The sequence below is a fragment of the Micromonospora mangrovicola genome, from assembly GCF_047200535.1.
Taxonomy (GTDB): domain Bacteria; phylum Actinomycetota; class Actinomycetes; order Mycobacteriales; family Micromonosporaceae; genus Micromonospora.
In genome coordinates, this window is the sequence record NZ_JBJZOG010000047.1 from 19,840 (window position 1) to 43,949 (window position 24,110).

At 74.5% G+C, this 24,110-nt stretch carries 19 protein-coding genes; 6 read left to right on the forward strand and 13 right to left on the reverse strand.

What is annotated here, in order from left to right:
* Positions 1-1,785 (forward strand): DUF423 domain-containing protein, encoded by a 1,785-nt coding sequence (locus ACL02O_RS19515; protein WP_412819532.1) that lies wholly within the window; start codon positions 1-3, stop codon positions 1,783-1,785.
* On the opposite strand, the gene ACL02O_RS19520 is transcribed toward ACL02O_RS19515, so the two are convergent.
* Together ACL02O_RS19520 and ACL02O_RS19525 are read right to left on the reverse strand one after the other, a co-directional pair.
* Positions 1,767-4,706, reverse strand: a complete 2,940-nt coding sequence (locus tag ACL02O_RS19520) for a helix-turn-helix transcriptional regulator (protein WP_412819533.1) — start codon at positions 4,704-4,706, stop codon at positions 1,767-1,769. The two genes, ACL02O_RS19515 and ACL02O_RS19520, sit on opposite strands and share 19 nt — an antisense overlap.
* A 269-nt stretch (positions 4,707-4,975) precedes the next feature.
* On the reverse strand, positions 4,976-5,146 hold the full coding sequence (locus ACL02O_RS19525) for a hypothetical protein (RefSeq protein WP_412819534.1): 171 nt from the start codon (positions 5,144-5,146) through the stop codon (positions 4,976-4,978).
* A 214-nt stretch (positions 5,147-5,360) separates the two neighbouring features.
* On the opposite strand from ACL02O_RS19525, the gene ACL02O_RS19530 reads away from it, so the two are divergent.
* The gene (locus tag ACL02O_RS19530; protein ID WP_412819535.1) at positions 5,361-6,050 is read left to right on the forward strand and encodes a DUF4191 domain-containing protein; all 690 of its coding nucleotides are present in this window, start codon (positions 5,361-5,363) and stop codon (positions 6,048-6,050) included.
* Positions 6,051-6,163: 113 nt separating this feature from the next.
* On the opposite strand, the gene ACL02O_RS19535 is transcribed toward ACL02O_RS19530, so the two are convergent.
* Positions 6,164-6,592 carry an RDD family protein gene (locus ACL02O_RS19535; RefSeq protein ID WP_412819556.1) on the reverse strand — a complete coding sequence of 143 codons (429 nt, stop codon included), beginning with the start codon at positions 6,590-6,592 and terminating at the stop codon, positions 6,164-6,166.
* 290 nt (positions 6,593-6,882) lie between these two features.
* Between ACL02O_RS19535 and glnA (ACL02O_RS19540) the strand changes: the two genes are divergently transcribed.
* Positions 6,883-8,307, forward strand: coding sequence for a type I glutamate--ammonia ligase (glnA, locus tag ACL02O_RS19540; protein ID WP_412819536.1), 1,425 nt, complete (start codon positions 6,883-6,885; stop codon positions 8,305-8,307).
* An 81-nt stretch (positions 8,308-8,388) separates the two neighbouring features.
* Here the strand turns inward: glnA (ACL02O_RS19540) and ACL02O_RS19545 are convergent, their stop codons facing one another.
* Both ACL02O_RS19545 and ACL02O_RS19550 read right to left on the reverse strand, forming a co-directional pair.
* Positions 8,389-8,826 carry a tyrosine-type recombinase/integrase gene (locus tag ACL02O_RS19545; protein ID WP_412819537.1) on the reverse strand — a complete coding sequence of 146 codons (438 nt, stop codon included), beginning with the start codon at positions 8,824-8,826 and terminating at the stop codon, positions 8,389-8,391.
* Positions 8,827-9,136: 310 nt separating this feature from the next.
* Entirely contained in the window at positions 9,137-9,949 is an 813-nt protein-coding gene (locus ACL02O_RS19550) for an alpha/beta fold hydrolase (RefSeq protein WP_412819538.1), read from the reverse strand.
* A 454-nt stretch (positions 9,950-10,403) separates the two neighbouring features.
* On the opposite strand from ACL02O_RS19550, the gene ACL02O_RS34530 reads away from it, so the two are divergent.
* Positions 10,404-10,859: an Imm32 family immunity protein gene (locus ACL02O_RS34530; protein WP_459560887.1), complete on the forward strand. Its 456-nt coding sequence runs from the start codon at positions 10,404-10,406 to the stop codon at positions 10,857-10,859.
* Positions 10,860-11,121: 262 nt separating this feature from the next.
* Here the strand turns inward: ACL02O_RS34530 and mptB (ACL02O_RS19555) are convergent, their stop codons facing one another.
* The 5 genes from mptB (ACL02O_RS19555) to ACL02O_RS19575 form a co-directional block, all read right to left on the reverse strand.
* Positions 11,122-12,624 carry a polyprenol phosphomannose-dependent alpha 1,6 mannosyltransferase MptB gene (mptB, locus tag ACL02O_RS19555; RefSeq protein ID WP_412819539.1) on the reverse strand — a complete coding sequence of 501 codons (1,503 nt, stop codon included), beginning with the start codon at positions 12,622-12,624 and terminating at the stop codon, positions 11,122-11,124.
* Between the two features lie 12 nt (positions 12,625-12,636).
* Positions 12,637-14,112, reverse strand: coding sequence for a polyprenol phosphomannose-dependent alpha 1,6 mannosyltransferase MptB (mptB, locus tag ACL02O_RS19560; protein ID WP_412819540.1), 1,476 nt, complete (start codon positions 14,110-14,112; stop codon positions 12,637-12,639).
* 2 nt (positions 14,113-14,114) lie between these two features.
* Positions 14,115-15,632 (reverse strand): hypothetical protein, encoded by a 1,518-nt coding sequence (locus ACL02O_RS19565; protein WP_412819557.1) that lies wholly within the window; start codon positions 15,630-15,632, stop codon positions 14,115-14,117.
* A gap of 142 nt (positions 15,633-15,774) precedes the next feature.
* Positions 15,775-18,792 carry a bifunctional [glutamine synthetase] adenylyltransferase/[glutamine synthetase]-adenylyl-L-tyrosine phosphorylase gene (locus ACL02O_RS19570; RefSeq protein ID WP_412819541.1) on the reverse strand — a complete coding sequence of 1,006 codons (3,018 nt, stop codon included), beginning with the start codon at positions 18,790-18,792 and terminating at the stop codon, positions 15,775-15,777.
* 1 nt (position 18,793) lies between these two features.
* The gene (locus ACL02O_RS19575) at positions 18,794-19,561 is read right to left on the reverse strand and encodes a type 1 glutamine amidotransferase (RefSeq protein WP_412819542.1); all 768 of its coding nucleotides are present in this window, start codon (positions 19,559-19,561) and stop codon (positions 18,794-18,796) included.
* Positions 19,562-19,725: 164 nt separating this feature from the next.
* Here ACL02O_RS19575 and ACL02O_RS19580 point away from each other — a divergent pair, with 164 nt between their 5' ends.
* Together ACL02O_RS19580 and ACL02O_RS19585 are read left to right on the forward strand one after the other, a co-directional pair.
* Positions 19,726-20,655 carry a S66 peptidase family protein gene (locus ACL02O_RS19580; RefSeq protein ID WP_412819543.1) on the forward strand — a complete coding sequence of 310 codons (930 nt, stop codon included), beginning with the start codon at positions 19,726-19,728 and terminating at the stop codon, positions 20,653-20,655.
* A 146-nt stretch (positions 20,656-20,801) separates the two neighbouring features.
* Positions 20,802-21,266, forward strand: coding sequence for a hypothetical protein (locus tag ACL02O_RS19585; RefSeq protein WP_412819544.1), 465 nt, complete (start codon positions 20,802-20,804; stop codon positions 21,264-21,266).
* Positions 21,267-21,428: 162 nt separating this feature from the next.
* Here the strand turns inward: ACL02O_RS19585 and ACL02O_RS19590 are convergent, their stop codons facing one another.
* The 3 genes from ACL02O_RS19590 to glnA (ACL02O_RS19600) form a co-directional block, all read right to left on the reverse strand.
* Positions 21,429-21,800 carry a VOC family protein gene (locus ACL02O_RS19590; protein WP_412819545.1) on the reverse strand — a complete coding sequence of 124 codons (372 nt, stop codon included), beginning with the start codon at positions 21,798-21,800 and terminating at the stop codon, positions 21,429-21,431.
* Between the two features lie 155 nt (positions 21,801-21,955).
* Positions 21,956-22,648, reverse strand: a complete 693-nt coding sequence (locus ACL02O_RS19595; protein ID WP_412819546.1) for a helix-turn-helix transcriptional regulator — start codon at positions 22,646-22,648, stop codon at positions 21,956-21,958.
* A gap of 33 nt (positions 22,649-22,681) precedes the next feature.
* Positions 22,682-24,031, reverse strand: coding sequence for a type I glutamate--ammonia ligase (glnA, locus tag ACL02O_RS19600; protein ID WP_412819547.1), 1,350 nt, complete (start codon positions 24,029-24,031; stop codon positions 22,682-22,684).
* Positions 24,032-24,110 lie beyond the last annotated feature (79 nt).

Here is a 24,110-nt window from a genome sequence, read left to right on the forward strand (position 1 = left end):
ATGACCGCCGGGGTACGCCAGGAGCCGCGCGAGGCCCACCGCCCGCGTACGCCCTGGCGTGCCCGGCTGCCGGTGCTGCTCGCCCTCCTCGCCGGCCTGGCCGGGGTCGGCTACCGGCTGGCCCTGCTGTTCGCCGACGCCCCGCCCAGCAACAGCGACGAGGCGACCATGGGGCTGGCCGCCCTGCACATCGCCCGGGGCGAGGACCTCCCGGTCTGGTTCTACGGCCAGGCGTACATGGGGACGCTGGAGGCGTACCTGGCCGCGCCGCTGGTCGCGCTCACCGGTCCGGCCGTGCTCACGCTGCGGCTGCCCACCCTGGCGCTGTACGCCCTCTTCCTCGCCCTGTCCTGGCGGCTCACCCGCCGGCTCGGCGGCGGCGACTGGTTCGCCCTGCTGGTGGTCGGCTTCCTCGCGCTCGGCTCCGACCGGGTGATCAAGAACCAGCTGATCGCCGGCGGCGGCTATCCCGAACTGAACCCGGCCGGGGTCGGGCTCGCCCTGCTCACCGTCGGGCTCTGCGCCGACCGGACGCGGGCGCGGCTGCCCCGCTGGGCGGCCTGGGGACTGGTCTCCGGGCTGATGCTCTGGGTGGATCCGCTGGTCCTGCCGTACGTGCTGGGCACCGGCGCGGTGCTGGTGGCCCGGCGGCGGCGGGAGCTGGCCGGCCGGGCTGGCCCGGTCGTGGCCGGCGCGGTGCTGCTGGGGGCGGCGCCGATGCTGCTGGACAGCCTCCGGCACGGCCGCAACCCGCTCACCGCGGTCCTCGCGGCCGGCGGCGGAGAGGCGTCGGCGAGCTGGGGTGAGCGGCTGCACGGCGGCCTGGTGCTCGGGCCGCCGCTGGGCATGGGCTTCTGCTCCCCGAGCCACTGCGCCGGCTGGCAGCTCTGGTGGGCGGTCGCGTTCCCCCTTCTGCTCCTGCTCGCCGTGTTCACCGCCGGACGTTCCCTCCGCCGCCCGGCGCCGCCCACCGATCCTGGGCTGTTGTCGCTCGCCGCGAACGGCAGGTCTCCGAGATCCGGCGACGATCCCGGCGGCGCGGCGGGCCGGCGGGTGTCGGCGGCGGTGCGGTTGGCGCTGCTCGGCGGGGCGGCGGCGGTGCTGGCGGCGTACACGGTCAGCGACGCGGCCGGCCGCACCCCGATCGAGAGCGCCCGCTACCTGTCCTGCCTGGCGATCGCCACGCCGGCCCTGCTCTGGCCGCTGTGGCGCGCCGCGCGGCGGGCGGACCTCCGCTCTGCCCGCCAGCTCGGCGGTCCGGCGATGGCCGCAACGGTCGCACACCGACACCTCGCCGATCCGGCGTCGACCAGCGCCGGGCCGACGGCCGGCCGGCCGGCCGCGGGCGACCGGCGCGCCCGGGCGGTCGGCCTGGCGGGGGTCGCCGTGCTGGGCGCGATCCTCGGCACGGCCGCTGTCGCCAGCGGGGCCGCGATCGGGCGGGTGCCGGCGCTGCACGCCGAGGCCGACCGGCACCGCGCCCTCGTCGACACCCTCACCGAGCTGGGCGTACGACACGTGCGCGGCGGCTACTGGACGTGCAACCGGCTCACCTTCGCCACCGGCGAGGACGTGATCTGCGCGGTGGTCGACGACGAGCTGCGCCCCGGCTTCGACCGGCTGCCCGCGTACCGGCGGGCGGTGGCGGCCGACCCGGGGGCGGCGTGGGTCGCGCCGGCGGGGTCGCCGCTGGCCGCCCGGCTCGACGGCCGGCTCGGGCCGGGCCGGGGGGCGCTCGAGGTGGTCACCGTCCAGGGCTGGCGGATCTACCTGCCCCGCCGCTGACCGGGCGCGGTGTCCGGTGCCGGGTCCCGGTCGAGCAGGCCGAGGCGGTGGGCCAGGGCGGCGGCCTCCACCCGGTTGCTGACGTCCAGCTTCGCGATGATCCGGGAGACGTGCACGCTGGCCGTCTTCGGCGAGATGAAGAGCTGCTCGGCGATCCGGCTGTTGCTGTGCCCCTCGGCGACCAGCCGCAGCACCTCCTGCTCCCGGCTGGTGAGCAGGTCCGGGCCGGGACGGCCGCCGCCACGCAGCCCGACCCGGCGGGCCAGGGTGGCGACCTGCTCGCCGAGCGGGACGGCGCCGAGCCGGGTGGCGATCTCACCGGCCTCGCGGACGGCCGCGGCGACCATGTCCCGGTCGCCCGCCGTGGCGGCGGCCTCGGCCAGGCCGAGCAACGCCCGGCCCAGCGGGTACGGCTGCCCGGCCGTCCGCCACGCCGCCACCGCCGCCTGCCAGGCCGCCAGCACCGCACCACCCCGGTCGACGCCGGCCAGGATCGCGGCGACCTGGGCGGCGTGCGCCTGTTCCGCCGGGTAGCGGGCGGGCAGCGCGGCGGCCACCGCGGATACCTCGCCGGCCAGCTCGGCGTCGCCGGTCAGCGCGGCGGTACGGGCCACGGCCGTGATCACCGGCCAGCCCTCCCGGGGCAGATCGAGCAGGCGCTCGTCGGCCAGCGCGGCGCGGCTCGCCCGGTGCGCCTCCAGCTTGTCATCGACCGCCAGGGCGGCCTCGATGCGCAGCTCCCGCAGCGGCAGCCGGTGGTTCGGCCAGAGGTAGGGCCGGGCCAGGAAGGCCAACGCCCGGCCGACCAGCTCGTCGGGGGCCGGATGCCGCCGGGCCAGTCGCAGCCCGGCGCGGAGCTGGAGCCAGTGCAGCCCGGACACGCCGGGCGGGTCGATCCGGGCCGCCTCCGCGCAGGCCGCGTCGGCCTCGTCCCACCGGCCCAGCGCGATCAGCGCCTCGGCCCGGTTGGACAGCAGGTACGCCCCGGTGGAGCGGCTGATCCCGAACCGGCGCGCCTCGCTCACCCCGGCGGCGGCCGCCTCCTCCGACTCGGCGTACCGGCCCAGCTGGTAGAGCACGTCGGAGAGGTGCACCAGGGCACTGACCAGCGCGGGCGCGTTGCCGGTGGCGCGGGCCAGGGTCTCCGCCCGGCGCAGCTCGGCCAGCCCCAGGTCGGGTGCCTTGTCGGTGCGGCAGAGCAGGGCGATCCGGGTCGGCAGCAGGGCCACGTCCATGCCGACCGCCTCGGCGGCGGCCATCGCCTCGGCGGCCACCGCGGCGGCCTGCTCGGGGTCGACCTTCGCCAGGTGCGCGGCGATGTCGGCGAGCAGCCTGACCCGCTCCGGGCCGTCGGGCACCCCCACCGCCAGCCGGTACGCCTCGCGGATCTCGGTGGTGCCGTCGCTCTTGCCGAGCAGGGCGAGCAGCCGGCCACGCTGGTCGAGCAGGCGGGCCGCGCGCAGCGGCTCGGCGTCGGTGTCCACCTCGGCCAGGGCGGCCCGGGTGAGGGTGAGCGCCCGGTTGTAGTCGCCGGCGGTGGTGGCCGCCGCCAGGGTCTCCTCCAACACCCGCGGGTGGTCCATGCCGAGCCGCTCGGCGGCGTCGGGGACCAGTTCCCACAGTTCGAGGACCCGCTCCAGCAGCCGGCTCTGCTCGGCGTACGCGTACCGGTCGGCGGCAGCGCCGGCCGCGACCCGGGCGGCGAGCAGGGCGCGCGGGTGGTCGTGCGCGGCGTACCAGTGGTGGGCGATCTCGGCCGGGGCGCGACCGGCGGCCACCAGGTGCGGCTGCGCCTCGATCGCGGCGGCGTACCGGGCGTGCAGCCGGGCGTGCTCGCCGGGGAGCAGCTCGTCGTGGACGGCCTCGCGGACCAGGGCGTGCCGGAACTCGTAGTCGCCGTCCGGGTCGGCCACCACGAGCTGACCGGCCACGGCCGCCCGCAGGGCGTCCTCCAGCTCGTGCTCGGGCAGGCCGGCGACCTCGGCGAGGAGCTGGTGGGCGAAGCGGGTGCCGCCGGCGGCGGCGATCCGCAGCACCCGCTGGGCCGGCTCGGGCAGCCGGTCCACCCGGGCCAGCAGCAGGTCGCGCAGGGTCTCGGGCAGCACCGCACAGCCCACCGGGTCGCCGGCCGCGGCCAGTTCCTCGATGAAGAACGGGTTGCCCTGGGTACGCCCGTGCACGTCGTCGACGGCCCGGGCGGCCGGTTCGGCGCCGAGCAGGTCGGCGAGGACGGCCGCGGTGCCGTCCCGGTCGAGCCGGCTCAGCTCGACCCGGTCCACGCCACGCGCCCGGTCCAGCTCGGCGAGGAAGGGCCGCAGCGGGTGGCCACGGTGCAGCTCGTCGGTGCGGTAGGTGCAGACCAGCAGCAGGTGGGCGGCGCGGGCGGCGCGGACCAGGAAGCCGATCAGGTCCCGGGTGGACCGGTCGGCCCAGTGCAGGTCCTCGATCACCAGGACCAGCGGCCGGTCCTCGGCGATCCGCCGGAACAGGTCGGCGACCAGGTCGAACAGGTAGCCACGCGGGGTGTCCGAGACGGGCAGGCCGGTGGGCGCGGCGAGCCCGGCCGGCACCCGGGCCAACTCCGGCAGGAGCCGGGCGAACTCCGCCTCGTAGCCGGCGAAGGCGGCCGGACCGTCGCGGCGCAGCACCTCGCGCAGCGCGGCGGCGAACGGCGCGAACGGCAGGCCGGCCTCGCCGAGCTCCAGGCACTGGCCGACCAGCACCCGCGCTCCGAGGCCGCCGGCCAGCCCGGCGAACTCCTCCAGCAACCGGGTCTTGCCCACGCCGGCCTCACCGCCGACCAGCACGGTGCTGGGCTCCCCGGCGCGGGTTCGGCCGAGCGCCGCACGAAGCGCGGTCAACTCCTCCTGGCGGCCGACGAGAACGGTGCTGGCGGCGCGTACGGTCACGCCGTCGAGCATGCCATGACGGTCGGCCGCGCCGGCCCGGCCGACCGGTCGGTCTCCCGGGCCGTCGCCCGCCGGTCCGGCCGCCCCCGTGGCGGCCGGGCCGGCGGACGGCGCGGCCGCCGCTCGGGGAGTTTCCCGGACCGGACCGGTGTGCCGGCGGTCCGCCGAAGGCTGCCCGGGGCCGTGTTGGTCGCGGCCGGGCCGGCTGGCGGGAGCAGCCGGCGCGGCGGTCGCGTCCGGCGGCTGCGGCGCCGGTCGGACGGCCGGCGCGGCGAGGGCGGTCACCGGTTGCCGTTGACGGTCCGGCCGGCGTACCGCCGGCGGTTGAGCCAGCCGCGGGCGTGCCGGCGGGGCAGCGACCGGGCGAGCCGGTCGCGGGCCGCGTCGGCCTGGAGCTCGGAGGCGTGGCTGCGGTGGAGGGAGAGCATCAGGTCTGCGTCGTTGCCGAACATCTCGGGTTCCCCTGTCGTGCGGTGTCGTCTCGCTGTCGACACTGACTTTCCGCGCGAAGGTGGCCCCGGGGCATGGGTCCGTCGCCTGATCTTCGGCCCCGCGCCCTCCTTACTCGGGGTCCTCAGTGCGGCGGCGACGCCGTAAGGTACTCAGCCGTCGCGGAGTGGTGGCCACGGATCAACAGGTTGCGGGGCGACCACTAGACTCTTCGGCATGGCAAACCCCCAGGAGAAGGTCACGTTCGGCCAGCGGCTGAAGCAGATCGGGATGGTGTTCCAGTTCACCGCCAAGCAGGACCGGTGGTTCGCGCCGCTGACCGCGGCGGCGGTGCTGATCCCGCTCGCGCTCACCGTGGTCGCGGTCGTTCTCTGGGGCTGGATCTGGTTGCCGGTCGGCATCCTGTTCGCGCTGCTCGCGGTGCTGATCGTGCTGAACCTGCGGTCCAACAAGGCGATGATGAACGCCGCCGAGGGGCAGCCCGGCGCGGCGGCGCAGATCATTGAGAGCATGCGCGGCGACTGGCGGGTCACCCCGGCGGTCAGCTCGACCACGCAGATGGACATGGTGCACCTGGTGCTCGGCCGCCCCGGCGTGATCCTGCTGGCCGAGGGGAACCCGCAGCGGGTCCGGGGCCTGCTCGGCCAGGAGAAGCGACGGCTGGCCAAGGTGATCGGCACCGCCCCGCTGCACGACTTCGTGATCGGTCAGGACGAGGGCGAGCTGCCGATCCGCAAGCTGCGGACGACGCTGATGCGGCTGCCCCGCGCCCTCTCCCCCAAGGACGTGAACTCCCTCGACAAGCGGCTCAAGGCGCTCACCGCCCGCCCGCAGATGCCCAAGGGCGCGATCCCGAAGAACATGCGGCCGCCGCGGGGCGCGTTCCGCCAGACCCGGGGCCGCTGACCCTGGTCGTACGCGCCACGCCCCAAGATCCGCACTCGTTCACGGAAAGAGTGGTCTCCGGCCGCCGGATGACCACTTTTTCCGTGAAACAGCGCCTGCGGATGCGGGCGCGGTCAGCCGCGACCGGGGCGACCGGGGCGGGGGGCGTCGGTGACGACCGAGCCGGTGAGGCGGTCGTGCAGGCCGCGCCGGTGCTCGTCCATGATCAGGGCGGGTACGACGAGGGCCAGCAGGACGCCGCGCAACAGGGCCCGCAGCGGCCCGATCCGGCCGCCGTCGGACCAGGACAGGCAGCGGATCCTCGTGATGTACATGCCGGGAGTCTGCGCGAACAGGCCGAGGAAGAAGCCGTATTCCCCGATCAGCACCAGGACCGGGGCCCAGCCGTCCCGGGCCGGGTCGGCGAAGATGTTGGCGATCAGCAGGCAGAGCACCCAGTCGATGACCAGCGCGCCGAAGCGGCGGCCGAGGCTCGGGGGCGTGAAGGCGGGGTCCGCGGCGGGCGGCACCGGCACGGCAGCGGTATCGGTCACAGCGGTCAGGGTAGTCAGCGGCGACTCCGGAGCCGGGTGAGGCCGGCGGGCAGGGGTGTCGGTCACTGCCCGGATACGGCGGTTCGGCATGCACCGCTGAATAGGACCAAAGCCATCAATTAGCGCCACACCGTCACGGCGGGTATCGTCCCAACGAAGACCCGAAGGCGACTGAGCGGCACAGATGACGCTCCGCGAGGGACGTAACACGGCGGAAACAGAAGAGACACGGACGGGCAACCCCGCCGCCATATCGTCGCCAGGAGCCAGCCACCGGAGTGGACCTGCCAGGAGGACGAGTGTTCGCCAATCCCGAGGAACTCCTGCGATACCTCAAGAACGAGGACGTGAAGTTCGTCGACGTACGTTTCTGTGACCTGCCCGGCGTGATGCAGCACTTCAACCTGCCGGTCGAGTCGGTCAGCGACGACCTCTTCACCGACGGGCTCGCGTTCGACGGCTCGTCGATCCGCGGTTTCCAGGCGATCCACGAGTCGGACATGCTCCTGCTCCCGGACGTCGCGACCGCCTTCATCGACCCGTTCCGCGCGCAGAAGACGCTCGCGCTGAACTTCTTCATCCACGACCCGTTCACCCGCGAGGCCTACAGCCGCGACCCGCGCAACGTCGCGAAGAAGGCTGAGGCGTACCTCGCCGCGAGCGGCATCGCCGACACCGCGTACTTCGGTCCCGAGGCAGAGTTCTACATCTTCGACTCGATCCGCCACGAGACCGGGCCGAACCAGGCGTTCTACTACATCGACTCGATCGAGGGCGCCTGGAACACCGGCCGCGAGGAAGAGGGCGGCAACCGCGGTTACAAGACCGCGTACAAGGGTGGCTACTTCCCGGTGCCGCCCGTCGACCACTACGCCGACCTGCGTGACAAGATCGTGCGCCGGCTGGTCGACACCGGCTTCACCGTGGAGCGCTCGCACCACGAGGTCGGCACCGCCGGCCAGGCGGAGATCAACTACAAGTTCTCCACCCTGCTGCACGCCGGCGACCAGCTCCAGCTCTTCAAGTACATCGTGAAGAACGAGGCGTGGGCCAACGGCAAGACCGCCACCTTCATGCCGAAGCCGCTCTTCGGCGACAACGGCTCCGGCATGCACACCCACCAGAGCCTCTGGCTGAACGGCGAGCCGCTGTTCTACGACGAGACCGGCTACGCCGGCCTGTCCGACACCGCCCGCTGGTACATCGGCGGCCTGCTGCACCACGCGCCGTCGCTGCTTGCCTTCACCAACCCGACGGTCAACTCGTACCGCCGCCTGGTGCCGGGCTTCGAGGCGCCGGTCAACCTGGTCTACTCGCAGCGCAACCGCTCCGCCTGCACCCGTATCCCGGTGACCGGCAGCAACCCGAAGGCCAAGCGGGTCGAGTTCCGGGTGCCGGACCCGTCGGCGAACGTCTACCTGGCCTTCTCCGCCATGCTGATGGCCGGCCTGGACGGCATCAAGAACAAGACCGAGCCCCCGGCGCCGATCGACAAGGACCTGTACGACCTCCCGCCGGAGGAGTGGGGCGACGTCAAGCAGGTCCCGGGCTCGCTGCCGGCCGTGCTCGACTCCCTCGAGGCCGACCACGACTACCTGCTCGACGGCGGCGTGTTCACGCCGGACCTGATCTCCACCTGGATCGACTGGAAGCGGACCAACGAGGTCGACCCGGTGCGCCTGCGCCCGACCCCGCACGAGTTCGCCATGTACTTCGACTGCTGAGCCCGATCAAGGGTCTGACCTGCACCAACAGGATCGCGACCGATCTTGGGTACAGGTTGGGTACAACCTCACGGACGGCGGTCATGCCCGGCTCACAGCCGGCATGGCCGCCGTTTCGTGTTGCCCGAGCGCGCCGTCAGTGAGCAGCCGGGTCCGGTCGAGCACGTCCGGCCACTCGTGCACGTAGGTGTTGAGCGTGACGGTCGGCGTGCTGTGCCCGAGCGCGAGCTGGACCGTCTTCACCGATGCGCCCGCGTGGATCAGCACCGTCGCGTAGTAGTGCCGCAGTCCGTGTATCCCCCACCGCGCCGGCAGGCCGACCGCTTCCCGAGCAGTCGCCCACGTCCGGGAGAAGGTCGCCGCGTTGACCGGCTCACCACCGACACCCCGGAACAGCAGGCGCGCGGGTCGGCGGACCGGCCGGCGGCGGTCCGTGCCGTCGTCGACCTCGACCGCGTCGCACCCGTCGGCCAGATGCTGGCGCAGCGCCACCGCTACGACATCAGGCAGGCGGAACACCGCTTCGGTAAACCTGACGATCGGTGGATCGCCCTACCGGACGTACGAGCTTGTCGCCCTGGCCCCGGCCTTCTCGGCTACCTGGGTCGGTGGCTGGTGGGATGGCATCCCCCCACCCCGCTGACTGGACTCCTGACCGGGCTTCTTGTCGAGCTCCACCTGATCCGTGACAGGTCCGGATCAGATGATGCGTGACAGCTCCGGCTAGACGATCTCGCTGGTGTCAGGCTCCTGATCCGGTGTAGCCGGACGCGAGTCCGTTCATCGCTTGGCGGGTGCCGGCCCTATCGCACGCCCTGCCTGCCGGGTCCTAGCCACCCTTGACCCACGTCAGCACTTCCCGCCAGTGGGCAGGAGACGGTGTGTGAGCGGCGTTCTCACCGATGCGGACCTCAGCGTCGGGCATCCGTGCCGCGATCAGTGGCGCGTCGGCAACAGCTCTGCCGGGGTCGTGTCGACCAGCCCAGATGAGGACGCGGCAGGGCACGTCTCGAAGTTGGAATCCCCACGGACGAATGTCTGTGGCCAGCCAGTCGCTGACCAGGCCGGCGGCGCCTTGACGGGCGCCTTCGAGGTTGGACTCCTCACTTGGCTGCATCCAGGTGTCCTGGCCAGTCGCAAGCAGTTCTCGGTGCTGTTTGAGGGGGTCTTCCGCGTACCAGGCGGCAGCGCGAGTCACGTAGGGGCGGCCGAGTCCCGGGATGTTGCAAACCGTCCACGCTTGAAGCCGCTGCCAGCCGCGTACCGTCCGCAGCTCCCGGTATGGGCCGGTGAAACCGGCGGCGACGACGCCGGTAAGGCGATGCGGGAACCGGCCACCACAGGCCACAGCGTACGGTGCGCCACCGGAGAATCCGACCACTCCGAAACGCTCGATTCCCAGAGATGCCATCAGCGCACCGACCGCATCGGCGACGCCGAGCAGCGTTGGCCGCCGGACAGGTGTCGACCGACCGTATCCAGGCCTGTCCACCGTGATCAGGCGAACGCCCTCCAACGCCGCGTCGTCCGGGCGGCTGAGCCGAGAACCTGGCGTGCCATGCAGGTACACCACGGGCACCCCGGCCGAATCGCCGTACTCCGCCCAACCCAGAACCCGATTGTCCGGTAGTGCGAAATCCATGTGTCGCTCCTCCGCTTCCAGCAGGAAACCGCAGTCGCCTCCACCAGCACTCGGCCGAGTGTCACGCATCATGTGACGCCAACCCGTCACGGATCAAGCGGAGTACGACCCTGACCGGGCTTCTCGTCCGGGCTTCTGTCATTGAGAACTTTCCATACGTCTCTAAGGCGGGCCGCAAGCGGCCCGCTGGCACGGTCCCGGGGCACGGCGCGCCTTGCCGCTTTGCTCCCGGCGCGCCGACCCCGGACCGTGCCGGCCGTCAGCGGGCACCACGAAGCCCGAACCGTCCTACTCGGGCGACGCCGGGCAGCTCGGATCGAACCACGGACGACTATGGCGGCATACTTCGCGCGTGGAAGACAACACGCTGTCCATTCCGGCGTACGACCCCGATCGTGGCGCAGTCGCCCCCGCCGAGGGTGGGAACGTCACGGTCGAGATCCGCAACGGCACAGTGGAGTTCTTCGGCGACCCTGCCGGTCTTCGCGACCTCGCGCGATGGTGCCTCGCGCTGTCTGACGAGAGTGCTCCGCCGGGCAGTCACATCCACCTGGACCCCGGCACGATCCCGCTGACGCTGGAATCCGCGCCCCTGATGCTGGCGCGCGACCCGCACCCTGCGACGACCGCCGGCCGGAGGCCCATGCCTCCGGCGGGTAGGGCCTCCGGCCCTACGACCCGGAGATTGCCTCCGGCGGCCGGGGCTACTCGCCCCGGACCCTCGGCGACTCTGGGATGCCCCGGCCGCGATCGGGGACCCGTCGCACACCGGAGGCCACCAGACCGCGCCGACCTGGTCCAGCCCGGCGCGGCCCGGCAGGGCGGCGCCTGCGCGACGGGATGCCCTACCGGCCCTCTTCCGAACCACTCGCACACACGACACCATGATCGTCAGGTACCCGAGGGGTAAGATGCCGCCTGGAAACACCGAATAACGATGGAAGTTGCTATACGGCGTACGACCTGCTCAGCAGCTTGATCGACGCCACTCCCCCAGGTCCGCCGCCACGCGCGGTTAGTTCGCCATGTACTTCGACTGCTGAACGGTCGAGGACACCCGTTCCACCAGAAGCGGCCGGCCAGGACGCTGTCGCTGGCCCCTCGACGCCGCCGGGCCCGTTCGGCGGCCTCGGGGCGGCCTACTGCCGGGTCCGGCCCGCAGCGGTGCCGCGTCAGGTGGCGCGCCGGCTCCCGGCGGCCCGCAGCGCCGCCCCGACCGCCACCGCCACCACCAGCGCGGTCATCAGGATCGCCCCGGGCGCCTTGGTGAACCGGGCCAGGTTGGTGCCGTCGGGCAGCGCGAGGACCGACGCCACCGCGCTGGGCGCCACGAACCACACCGTACGGGCCGGCGACCGGGTCGCCACCGCCAGCAGCGCCAGCGGCCAGATCGCGTACCAGGGGTGGAAGACCGGGGCGAGCAGGACCGTGGCGGCCAGCGCCAGGCCCGCCCCGACCAGGGCCACCCGGGGTCGGGCCGCGGCGATCCGGACCACCCGCTGCCGGACGTCGTTCAGCCCGCGCAGCGCGGTCCACCCCCGCCACCAGAGCGCCACCAGCAGCACCACGAGCAGCACCAGCGCGGCCACCCGGAGCACCGGCACGGCGTGCGGCTCCCGGCCGAGCAGAACACCCGCGTAGTCGACCACGAAACCCACCGCGGTCGGCGGGGAGGTCCACTGCTGCGAGTCGCCGCTGTGTGCCAGGCCCTCCACCCAGCCCAGCCGCAGGCCGGTGACCAGCGAGACGACCAGCAGCGTGGCCAGCACCGCCCCGGCCAGCCAGCCGCCGTCGCGCAGCAGCGCGCGCCAGGTGTAGCGGCCCAGCACCGCGGCCAGCACGGCGAACGGGAGCACCACCACGGCGACCGCCTTCACCGCGACCGCCAGCCCCAGCGACACGCCGGCCACCACCAGCGCGCGCGGCTTTCCCGGCTTGCGGACCAGCACCAGCAGCCCGAACAGCACCAGGCCCAGCCCGACCGCGTCGTTGTGCGCACCGGCGACCAGATGCACCCCGACCAGCGGGCAGGCCAGCGCCAGCCAGGCGGCCCGCCGGGTCGGCACCCCGACCGCGCGGGCCAGCCCGGGCAGGCAGAGCGCGGCCAGCAGCAGCCCGGCCACCGCGATCACCCGCAGCAGCACGATCGCCCCGGCCAGACCGCCGCCGGCCAGCACCGCCAGCCCGGCCAGCAGGACGAAGAACGGCCCGTACGGGGCCGGGGTGTCCCGCCAGATCGGCGACACGGTGTCCGTCCACGGACAGCCGGCCGCCGCCACCCCCACCTGGTACGGGGACACCCCCTGCGTCCACGACCACCCCTGGCAGACGTACGAGTAGACGTCCCGGCTGCCCAGCGGTGGCGCGCCCAGCAGCGGCAGCAGCCACAGCCCGGCGGTCAGGTACGCCCACCGGGCGGACGGGGCACCCCAGCGCAGCGACCACCAGGCGCCGACCAGCAGCACCGTGCCCGCCAGCCAGCAGCCGAGGACCCCCGGCCCGTGCGGGGCGCGCCAGAGGCCACCGAGGCTGGTGGTCACGGGGGCGTCGGGCAGCGCGCCGCCCAGCCAGCCGCCGACGGTCAGCAGCACCGCGCCGGCGAGGCCGGCGTAACGGGCGAGCGCGGCGGCGACGGGCCGGACCGGCCCGTCGGGCACCGCGTCCGGCTCGCTCACCGGCACCTCTCCTCAGTCGGCTGCCGCGTCGGCGGGGACCGGCCTGCGGGCCGCCCGAACCGACCGTACCAACCGGACCGTGACCACGATCACCAACAGCGTCATCAGGGGCGCGCCGGGCATCTTGGTCCACCGGGGCAGGCCGGTGCCGTCCGGCAGGATCAGGAACGACCCGACGGCGGCGACCACCAGGTACCACTTCTCCCGCAGCGCGGCGGTCGCGGCGAGGACGGCCAGCGGCCAGGTCCAGTACCAGGGGTGCACCACCGGGGAGAGCGCCACGGTCAGGGCCAGCGCCAGCCCTGCGTGGTAGAGCGGATCCCGGTCCCGGGCCCGCCACCACAGCCAGACCAGCAGCACGGCCAGCAGCACCACGGCGATGCCCCGGGTGACCGGCAGCGCGTCGATGTGCGCGCCGAACAACACCGCCACGTAGCCGACCGTCTGGCCGACGGCGGTCGGCGGGGAGGTCCAGGCGACCGCCACCCCGCCCTGGGACAGGCCGCCGACCCAGCCGAGGTCCAGGCCGCCGCCGAAGGTCACCCCGGCCACGACCGCGACCGCGCCGCCCACCACCCAGCCGCCGTCGCGCACCAGCGTCCGGATCCGGTACGGCCCGACCATCGCGGCCAGCGCGGCGAACGGCACCACGACCAGGGCGGTCACCTTGATCGCCACGGCCACGCCGAGCAGCGCCCCACCGGCCAGCAGCGGGCCGGGCCGACCCGGCCGGGAGGCCACCACGGCCAGCCCGGCGACCAGCGCCCCGACCATCAGCGAGTCGTTGTGCGGGCCGCCGATCAGGTGCATGGCGACCAGCGGGCAGGCCAGCGCCAGCCAGACCGCCCGCTCGGCCGGCACGCCGCAGCGGCGGGCGAGCACCGGCACGGCGTACGCGGTGAGCGCCACGCCGGCCAGGCTGAGCAGACGGAACAGGACGATGCTGGCGGTCAGCGAGCCGGTCACCTTGACCACCGCGCCGGCGAGCACCACGAACAGCGGCCCGTACGGGGCCGGGGTGTCCCGCCAGATGAACGAGACGGTGTCCAGCCACGGACAGGGCAGCGCCGACACGCCCTGCTCGTACGGGCTGATCCCGCCCGCGTAGCTGGCCCCCTGACAGGCGTACGCGTACACGTCGCGGCTGCCGAACGGCGGCGCGACGAGCATCGGCAGCAGCCAGAGCCCGGCGGTGACCAGCGCCCAGCGCAGCGACGGCACCCGGTCCCGCAGCGACCACCAGGCCCACACCAGCAGCGTGGTGCCGACCAGCCAGCTACCGAGGATCAGCGGCCCGTGCGGGCCCTGCCAGATGCCGACCGGGGTGGGGTGCAGGTTGCCGTGCGGGAACGCGCCGCCGAGGAAGGCGGCCAGGGCGAGCAGTATCGAGCCCGCCAGGCCGGTCCAGCGCGAGAGGAGGTGAGACACCCCGCCATGCTGCCAGCCCGGCCGGCCGGCGCCGACGGTGGGCACCGGGACCGGAGACATGTTCAGCAGTGGTTCGCCGGCGCCAGCCGGCTGGAGACCGAAAATTCACCCGGGGCACGCACCCGCACCTCGGTCCAGCCGTCCGGCCCCGGCCGCAGGCACCCGTCCGCGCCGGACAGGGAGAGCCAGCGCGACCACCGGACGCGGACGGGCACGTCGCCGGCCCGGTCCGCGGTGAACCGCACCCGCGCCTGGTCGGCGGCGACCAGCCGGCCGGGCGCGCCGACGAGCGGGGTCGGGTCCAGCACGGCGTACAGCCGCCAGTCCGCGTCGCGCCACACCTCACGCAGGTAGGGCTGGCCGGCGAGAACCAGGGCGGCCTCGGCGCGCCCCCACCGGTCCGGCGGGGCGTCCGGCGCGACCGCGACGTACTGGACCGCCTCCCGGCGTAGCCAGTCCGCGTAGGCGTCGGCGCTCAGCGCGTCGCCGTAGAAGAGGGTGTTTCGCTCGCTGTCCACCTGCCGTTCCCAGCCCCGCGCCAGCGGCACCGTCGGCGGCAGGTACGCCGACTCCCAGTGGTCACGCAGCGGGACCACCTCGACCCGCCCGACGGGCTGCCGCCGGGCCAGCTCGTCGGCGAGCGGACGGTGGAACGCGGCGGTGCTCTCCGCCGAGCCGGCCCGGGTCACGTCACTGACCATCACCGGGTTCTGCCACCAGACGGTGGCGGCGAGCAGCCCGGCCAGCCACCGGCCGGGCAGCGGGGCGTACCCGGCGAGCACCGGCAGCGCGAAGAGCATCGGCAGCCGCAGCGCGTTGGAGCCGACCGGGCTGGGCAGGTAGAAGGCGGCGACGAGCAGCAGCACGGTGAGCGCCGCGCCGATCCGCAGCACCCCGCGGCGCCGGGGCACGACCACGCCCACCAGCACGGCCAGCGCCACGTTGATCCGCATCGACTCGGCCGAGTACGGCTGGGTGCCGCCGTTGCCGAACAGCACGGCCATCGGGGCGAGCGCGAGCGCGGGCGCGAGGCAGAGGACCAGGCTCTCGGCGAGCGGCCGGTCCACCCGCCAGCCGCCGGGCAGTGGCCGGCCCGGACCGTCGCCCCGGCGCAGCCCGGCCAGCAGCAGCGCCGCGCCGGCCAGGCCGGTGAAAAGCCCGGCGACCGGGCTGGCCCAGGTGGCCGCGGCGGCGAGCCCGGCGGCCAGGATCAGCCGCACCGGCCGGCCCGGCCGTCCGGCGCCGACCGCGCAGAGCGCGAGCAGGCCCAACGCCAGGCCGACGGCGAAGGTGATCCGGCCGCTGGCCAGGTTGCCGACCAGCACCACCGCGCCGAGCACCCCGGCCAGCACCGGCCGGCGGGCCCGGTGCCGGACGAAGAGCCAGCCCAGGGCGGCGGCGCCGACCACGGCGGCGAGGACGCCCAGCGGCCGCACCCCGAGCCAGGCGCCCAGCCGGGCGGTGAACAGGCTGTAGCCGTACTGGTTCACCCCGCCGTACCAGCCGAGGTCGAGCGGCACGCCGCCGTGGCGGGCGACGAACCCGGCCCGGGCGACCTGAGCGGCCAGGTCGGTGCCCATCGGCGGGGCGAGCAGGAAGGCCACGCCGAGCAGCAGCGCCACGCCGGCCCCCGCCACGCTCGCCGGCACCCCGGACGCCGGCCGGGTCGACCGGGAACCCCTGCTGTCCGGAGCGCGGTATGAGGCGGTCGTTCCTCGCGCCTCAGGCATCGAAGACCCGCTCCATCGCGGCCCGGGACCGGCGGCCGGTGCGCAGGTACTCGTCGAGGAACTCGCCGGGGTCGTCCCGGCCGAGCAGGCGCACCACCCCGGCCAGCTCCACGCCGTGCCGGGGCAGCTGGTCCCCGCTCCGGCCGCGGACCAGCATCAGCGCGTTGCGGACCTGCGCGGCGAGGGTCCAGCCGGCGGCCATCTCGGCGGCGTCCTCCGGGTCGACCAGGCCGGCCTCCCGGGCCGCCGCCAGGGCGTCGAGGGTACGGGTGCCGCGCAGCTCGGGCAGTCGGCCGGCGTGCCGGAGCTGGAGCAGCTGCACCGCCCACTCGACGTCGGCGAGCCCGCCCCGGCCCAGCTTGGTATGGGTGGCCGGGTCCGCGCCCCGAGGCAGCCGCTCGTTCTCCACCCGGGCCTTGATCCGGCGGATCTCCACCGCCTGCTCGCGGGTCAGCCCGTCGGCCGGGTAGCGGACCGGGTCGGCCATCGCCTCGAACGCGGCGCCCAGGTCGGCGTCGCCGCAGACGAACCGGGCCCGCAGCAGCGCCTGCGCCTCCCACACCCTCGACCAGCGGGCGTAGTACTGGGCGTACGCGGCGAGGCTGCGCACCAGCGGGCCCTGCCGGCCCTCCGGGCGCAGGTCAGCGTCCACCCCGAGCGGCGGGTCGGGGGCCGGCGCGGAGAGCAGCCGGCGCAGCTCCTCGGCGATGGCGTGGGCGGCGGCGCTGGCCGCGGCCTCGTCCGCGCCGGGCGGGGGGTCGTAGACGAAGAGCACGTCGGCGTCGGAGAGGTAGTTCGACTCGTAGCTGCCGAGCCGCCCCATGCCGATCACCGCGAAGCGCAGCCCCGGAGGTGCCGGCTGGGCGGCCCGGGCGGTCCGCAGCGCCGCGGCCAGGGTGGCGTCGGCGACGTCGGCCAGCGCGGTGCCGACCGCGCTGACGTCGACCAGCGTGGGTACCCGCCCGGCGCCGGGCTCGGTGGAGCGGGGGGTGAGCGGGGCGAGGGCACCGGCCCGGCTGAGCACGTCGGCGCAGGCCAACCGGACCAGCTCCCGGCGGCGCAGGGCGCGCACCGCGCGGGTGGCCTCGACCGGGTCGCCGTGCCTGGCCGCCGCCGCGGTGAAGCCCTCGCAGAGCACCTCGCGCGGACGCGGGGTCAGCTCGCTGTCCTCGGCCAGCAGCCGCAGCGCCTCCGGCTCCCGGGCCAGCAGGTCGGCGGCGTACCGGGAGGAGGAGAGCACCCGGGCCAGCCGGCGGGCCACCGGCCCCTCGTCACGGAGCAGGCGCAGGTACCAGGGGGTGCTGCCGAGCTTGTCGGAGACCTGTCGGTAGCTGAGCAGACCCCGGTCCGGCTCCGGCGCGTCGGCGAACTCGCTGAGCAGCACCGGCAGCAGGGTGCGTTGGATCGCGGCGGTCCGGCTCACCCCGCCGGTGAGCGCCTGGAGGTGGCGCAGCGCCCCGGCCGGGTCGGCGAACCCGAGGATCTCCAGCCGGTGCCGGGCCGCCTGCGGGGTGAGTCGCAGCCCTTCGGCGGGGACCCGGGCCACCGATTCCAGCAGCGGCCGGTAGAGCAGCTTGGCGTGCAGCCGCCGTACCTCGCTGGCGTGGGTGACCCACTCGGCGCGGAACTCCTCGACGGCGCTGCGGCCCGGCGTCGCCTGGTAGCCGAGCGCGGCGGCCAGCCACCGCAGCGCGGCCGGCTCGGTGGGTACGGTGTGGGTGCGGCGCAGGCCCTGGAGCTGGAGCCGGTGCTCGACACCGCGCAGGAAGCGGTAGCCGCGCAGCAGCGCCTCCCCGTCGGCGCGGCCCACGTAGCCGCCGGCGACCAGGGCGCGCAGCGCCGGGATGGTCCCGGGCACCCGCAGCGCCTCGTCACCCCGGCCGTGCACGAGCTGGAGCAGCTGGACGGCGAACTCGATGTCGCGCAGCCCGCCCGGCCCACGCTTGATCTCGCGTTCCAGCTCCTTCGGCGGGATGTGGTCGATGATCCTGCGGCGCATCGCCCGGACGTCCTCGACCGCCTCGGGGCGCTCGGCGGCGGTCCACACCAGCGGGGCGAGCTGCCCGATCCACTCCCGGGCCAGCGCCAGGTCGCCGGCCGCCGGGCGGGCCTTGAGCAGCGCCTGGAACTCCCAGGTCCGAGCCCAGCGCCGGTAGTAGGCCAGGTGGCTGGCGAGGGTACGCACCAGCGGCCCCCGGTTGCCCTCGGGCCGCAGCGCGGCGTCGACCGGCCAGGCGACCAGCCCGCAGATGTGGATCAGCCGGGTGGCGACCTGCGTCGCCGCGCCCAGCTCGTCGTCCTCCGCGGCGACGAAGATGACGTCCACGTCGGAGACGAAGTTGAGTTCGTCGCCACCGCACTTGCCCATCGCCACCACGGCCAGCCGAGGTCGGGGCGTCCCCTCCGGCAGCTCGCCCACGGCGATGTCGTGGGCGGCGGTCAGCGTGGCGTCGGCGAGCGCGGAGAGCGCCGCCATGGTCTGTTCCAGGCAACGCCCGCCGGTCAGGTCGGCTGCCGCGATCCGCAGCAGCGCCAGCCGGTACGCCTGCCGCAGCACCGGGACCGGGCCGGTGGCGGCGGTCATCCGGGCGGCGGCGGCCAGGTCGAGCCGGCCGTCGGCGTCGGGCGCGAGGCCGTCCGGCCCGGTGGCCAGCACCCGCCACTGGTCGGGGTTGGCCACCAGGTGGTCGCCGAGCGCGGAGGAGGCGCCGAGCACGGCGACCAGGCGGCGGCGCAGCCCCGGATCGTCGTGGAGGGCGTCGAGCAGCGCCGGCTCGTCCGCGGTGCGCCGTTCCGCCTCGACGAGCCGGTGCAGCTGCCGCAGCGCCAGATCCGGGTCGGCGGCCCGGGAGAGCGCGGTCAGCAGCTCCGCGGCGCGCTCGCCGGCGGGCTCCTGGGCGTCCGGCCGCCACAGCCCCAGCCCGTCCGGCCCGAGCAGGTCGGCGGCCCGACCACCGTTGCCCTCCGCGAAGCCGTAGCGGGCGAGGCGTCCCCTGGTCGGTCGGGTCATCTCACTGCCCGAGCAGCGGCAGGCTGCGGCGGGTGGCGTCGTCGCCCAGCTCACCGAGGGCGAGCGCGGCGAACCGGACCGCGAACGGCTGCCAGACCTCCTCGACGTCGGCCATCACCCGGTCGCAGGCGGCCACCACCAGCTCCGGGTCGTAGCCCAGCTCGGCCAGCTGGGTCGAGTCGCGGGCCCAGTCGGCGATCATCGCGGTGTCGCACTCGATGTGGAACTGCAGCCCCCAGGCCCGGTCCCCGACCCGGAACGCCTGGTGCGGGTAGCGGGTGGAGGCGGCCAGCAGGGTGGCCCCGTGCGGCAGTTCGGTGATCTCGTCCGAGTGCCACTGCAGCACGTCCGGCATCAGCGGCACGTACCGGAACAGCGGGTCGGTGTCGGCGGCGTCCCGCTTGCCGACCACGGTCGGCCCGATCTCGGGCCCGGACGGGCTCCGCTCGACCTGGCCGGCGTGCGCGGCGGCCAGCAGTTGCGCGCCGAGGCAGATCGCGAGGGTGGGCACGCGCTGCCGGACCGCCTTGCGCAGCAGCCCCTCCAGCGCCGGAAACCAGGGCGCGCCGGGGCTGCCGTCGGGCAGCGGGTACGCCTGCTGGTCGCCGCCGAGCACCACCAGGGCGGCGTACCCGTCGAGGTCGGCGGGGAGTTCGTCACCGGCGTGCGGGCGCAGCACCCGCAGCTCGACCCCTCCCTCGGTCAGCCACTCCCCCAGTCGGCGGAGGTCGTCGGTCGGGTCGTTCTCGATCACCAGCGCGGTCGCCACGACGTCGAGGCTATCCGGTACGCCCGGCGACGCCCGGTCCGGCTCGGCGGGCGTCCGGGAACGCGGCACGTCCGGCCGGTCCCCGCGGCCCGGCGAACGGAGGCGGTGCGCGCGTGGCGGGCGGAGCGGCCGGTCACGGCGGGGCGCCCGTTAGGCTCCCGCACGTGCCCACCGACGACTGCCTCCGGCCCCCCGTCCTGCGTCCCGGCGACACCGTGATGCTGGTCTCGCCCTCCGGCCCGACCCGGCCGGAGCGGGTGGCGCGCGGCGTCGAGCTGCTGACCGGCTGGGGGCTGCGCCCGGTGCTGGCGCCGAACGCGTACGCCCGGCACGGATACCTGGCCGGCGGGGACGACCTGCGCGCGGCCGACCTGAACACCGCCTTCGCCGACCCTGAGGTGCGCGGGGTGATCTGCACCCGGGGCGGGTACGGCGCGCAGCGGGTGGTCGACCTGATCGACATGGCCGCGGTACGCCGGGACCCGAAGGTGGTGGCCGGCTTCTCCGACATCACCGCGTTGCAGTTCGCGCTCTGGCGGGGCGCCCGGCTGGCCGGCGTGCACGGCCCGGGGGCGGCGTGGCTGGACGACCGGACCCCGCCGCGTTCGGCGGAGTCGCTGCACGCCGCGCTGATGACCACCGCGCCGGTAACCGTCGAGGCGGTCAAGGAGGAGGAGACGTACCCGGTCCGGGTGCCCGGCCGGGCCGAGGGCCGGCTGCTCGGCGGCAACCTCTGCCTGATCACCGCCTCGATCGGCACCCCCGACATGCCGGACCTGACCGGCGCCGTCCTGCTGGTCGAGGAGGTGCAGGAGCCGCCGTACAAGGTCGACCGGATGCTCACCCACCTGCGCCGCTGCGGGGCGCTGGACGGTATCGCCGGGGTGGCGGTGGGCCAGTTCACCGAGTGCGCCGACGGCTGGGACACCACGGTCACCGACGTGCTCACCGAACGCCTGGGCGACCTGGGCGTGCCGGTCCTCGGCGGCCTGCCGATCGGCCACGGCGTCGGCCAGCTCACCGTCCCCGTCGGCACCCCTGCCGTCCTCGACGCCGGCACCGGCACCCTCACCGTCACCCCCGCCGTCCACTGAGCCGAGGCCGGCATGAACGATCACGACTTGTTCGTCCGGTTCGTGGGTGAATTGTCAGCGCGTTCATAGGGTCGCGACGGGGTTTCCCAAGGTTCGACCGTCACCGTCGGTGACGTCATCGCACCACCACCGGATTGGAGACCCGCATGATCCGCAAGATGTCGAAGAAGCACCTGCTGGCTGGCCTGGCCACCGCCGGGGTGCTCGGCGTCGGGATCGCCGCCCCGACGGTGGCGCTCGCCGACGACAAGAGCCCGAGCCCGAGCGCCAGCACCAGCACCAGCACCGATCAGGGCACCGACCGCCAGCAGCAGCGCGCCGACCGGCAGCAGCAGTTCGCCGAAGCCCTCGCCAAGGAGCTGGGCGTCTCGACCGACAAGGTCACCGCGGCGCTGGAGAAGATCCGTGAGCAGCACCAGGGCGACCGGCCGCAGCGGCCGTCGGCCGAGGACCGGCAGGCGAGGCTGAAGGAACGGCTGGACCAGGCGGTCAAGGACGGCAAGCTCACCCAGGAGCAGGCCGACGCGGTGCTGAAGGCCGTCGAGGCCGGCGTCTTCCCGGGCCCGGGCGGGCACCGGCACGGCGGCGGGAACGGTACGGCCGACAAGTGACCGGGTGGCCCCGCCGTCCCCGCACCGGCCGACCCTCCCTCCCGGCCGGGAACCTTCTCCACGGCGGGGCCACCCCGTGACACCGTGACCGGACGCCCGCCCCGGCAGCGCTGCCGGGGCGGGCGTCCGTCCGTGCACCGCAGCTACGGCCCGTCCCGCCGCTCAGCCCGCCGCGGGCGGGGTGAAGACGCCCACGTGGTTGCCCGACGGGTCGAGCAGGTGCGCGAAGGCCAGCCCGCTCGGCGTGGTCCGCAGCGGCACCAGCACCTTGCCGCCGGACGCCTCCGCCCGGCGGCAGGTCTCCGCCACGTCCGCCACCTCGGCGTAGAAGATCGCGTAGTTCGGAGAGTCGCCGTTGGTGGCCCGGATCGCACCCCCGATCCCCTGCTCCCCGCCGGCCGTGGTCTGCCGGTACGACGCACCCGGGCCGCCCTGCTCCTCGAAGGTCCAGCCGAACAGGTCGGCGTAGAAGCGCTCGACCTCCTCCGGCCGGTCGGAGCCGATCTCGAACCAGGTGACGGGCGTGCTGGACATGCTTCCTCCTCGGTTCGCCGGCCGGTCGGCCGGCGTCGTCAGGAGTCAGCCTCGGCGACGTCCGCGACACCGTCCTGTCGGTGTTTTGAGCGGCCGAGGGATAGATGCGGCAGACCCACCAGGATCCCGCATCCGGGTGACCCGCACTTCGGCTTTCAGACCAGGCTGAGCGGTCGGACCCGATCGTGCGGGATGTCGAGGTCGTCGGGGCGCAGCTCACGGGTCACCGGCTCGGCCAGCGGGCGCACCGACACGATCCGGTCGGTGCGGAAGCAGCGCAGCCCGTCCCGCAGCCGGCACCAGGCGACCAGGTACCAGTGCGTCGGGTTGCCCAGGTAGGCCAACGGCTCCACGTCGCGCACCGAGTCCGCGCCGGCCCGGTCCGCGTACCGCAGCCGCAGCACGCGCTGCGCGGCGACCGCGTCGGCGACGGCGGCCGGGACCGGCGTGGTGGGCCCGCCGCCGATGAGCCGCACCCGGCCGGCGAGGCGGTGTGCCTCGGCGACGTCGGCGGTGGGCATCACCGCGACCAGTTTGCGCAACGCCGTGCCCGCGGCCGAGGCGAACGGCGTGCCGCCCAGGCGGTGCAGCGCCACCGCCATCGCCACCGCCTCGCCGGGGCTCAGGTTGACCGGCGGCAGGGTGCGGGCCCGGTCGACCACATAGCCGCCGGTACGGCCCGGCTCGGCCCAGATCGGCACGCCGGCGGCCTGGAGCGCGGCGATGTCCCGCTCGACGGTCCGGGCGCTGACCTCGAAACGCTGGGCCAGCCAGCGGGCGCTGCGCGGGCGCGGCGACACCGCCCGCAACTCCTCCACCAGGGCGTAGAGACGGTCCGTCCGGTTCACGCCCCGGACGCTAAGCCCAAGGTACGACAGTGCTCAGAGCGAGAGGTAGCGCTGCCGCTCGTACGGGGTGACCTCGCGACGGTACTGCTCCCACTCGGCCCGCTTGTTGCGCAGGAAGAAGTCGAAGACGTGCTCGCCGAGGACCTCGGCGACCAGCTCCGAGCCGGCCATCACGTCGATCGCCTCGGCCAGGTTCTCCGGCAGCGCCTCGTAACCCATCGCACGGCGCTCGGCGCTGCTCAGCGACCAGACGTCGTCCTCGGCACCCGGGGGCAGCTCGTACCCCTCCTCGATGCCCTTGAGGCCGGCGCCGAGCATGACCGCGAAGGCCAGGTACGGGTTGGTCGCCGAATCCAGCGAACGGACCTCCACCCGGGCCGAGTTCGGCTTGCCGTACGCCGGCACGCGGACCAGCGCGGACCGGTTCAGGTGACCCCAGCAGACGTACGCCGGGCTCTCGGTGATCCGGTCCGGCAGGGCCTGCGGGAACAGCCGCTTGTACGAGTTGACCCACTGGTTGGTGACCGCGGTGTACTCGCGGGCGTGGGTGAGCAGCCCGGCGATGAACGACTTGGCCACCTTGGAGAGCTTCATCGGGTCGCCGGCGTCGTGGAACGCGTTGCGCTCCCCCTCGAACAACGACAGGTGGGTGTGCATGCCGCTGCCCGGCTGGTCGGTGAAGGGCTTCGGCATGAAGCTGGCCTGCACCCCGGTGGAGAGGGCCACCTCCTTCACCACGTGCCGGAAGGTCATGATGTTGTCGGCGGTGGTCAGCGCGTCGGCGTAGCGCAGGTCGATCTCCTGCTGGCCGGGGGCCACCTCGTGGTGGCTGAACTCCACCGAGATGCCGATCCGCTCCAGCGCCAGCACCGCCTGGCGGCGGAAGTCCCGGGCCACCGCGTGGGTGGTGTGCTCGAAGTAGCCGCCGGTGTCCACCGGGGTCGGCACCGAGCCGTCCTGCGCCCCGTTCTCCAGCAGGAAGAACTCGATCTCCGGGTGGGTGTAGAAGGTGAAGCCCTTCTCGGCGGCCTTGGACAGCGCCCGGCGCAGCACGTGCCGCGGGTCGGCCCAGGACGGGCTGCCGTCCGGCAGGAGGATGTCGCAGAACATCCGGGCGCTCTCGCCGCTGACCCCGCCCTCGAAGGGGAAGACCTGGAAGGTGGTGGGGTCGGGCATGGCCACCATGTCCGACTCGAAGACCCGGGCGAAGCCCTCGATCGCCGAGCCGTCGAAGCCGATGCCCTCCTCGAAGGCCGCCTCCAGCTCCGCGGGGGCCACCGACACGCTCTTGAGCGTGCCGAGCACGTCGGTGAACCACAGCCGGACGAACCGGATGTCCCGCTCTTCCAGCGTACGGAGGACGAACTCCTGCTGACGGTCCACTTCCACCCCTCGTTGCACGTACGTCCGGCACCGGTCGGGTCGGCCCGGCCTGACCGCCCAGTCTCCACCGGCCTCGTTA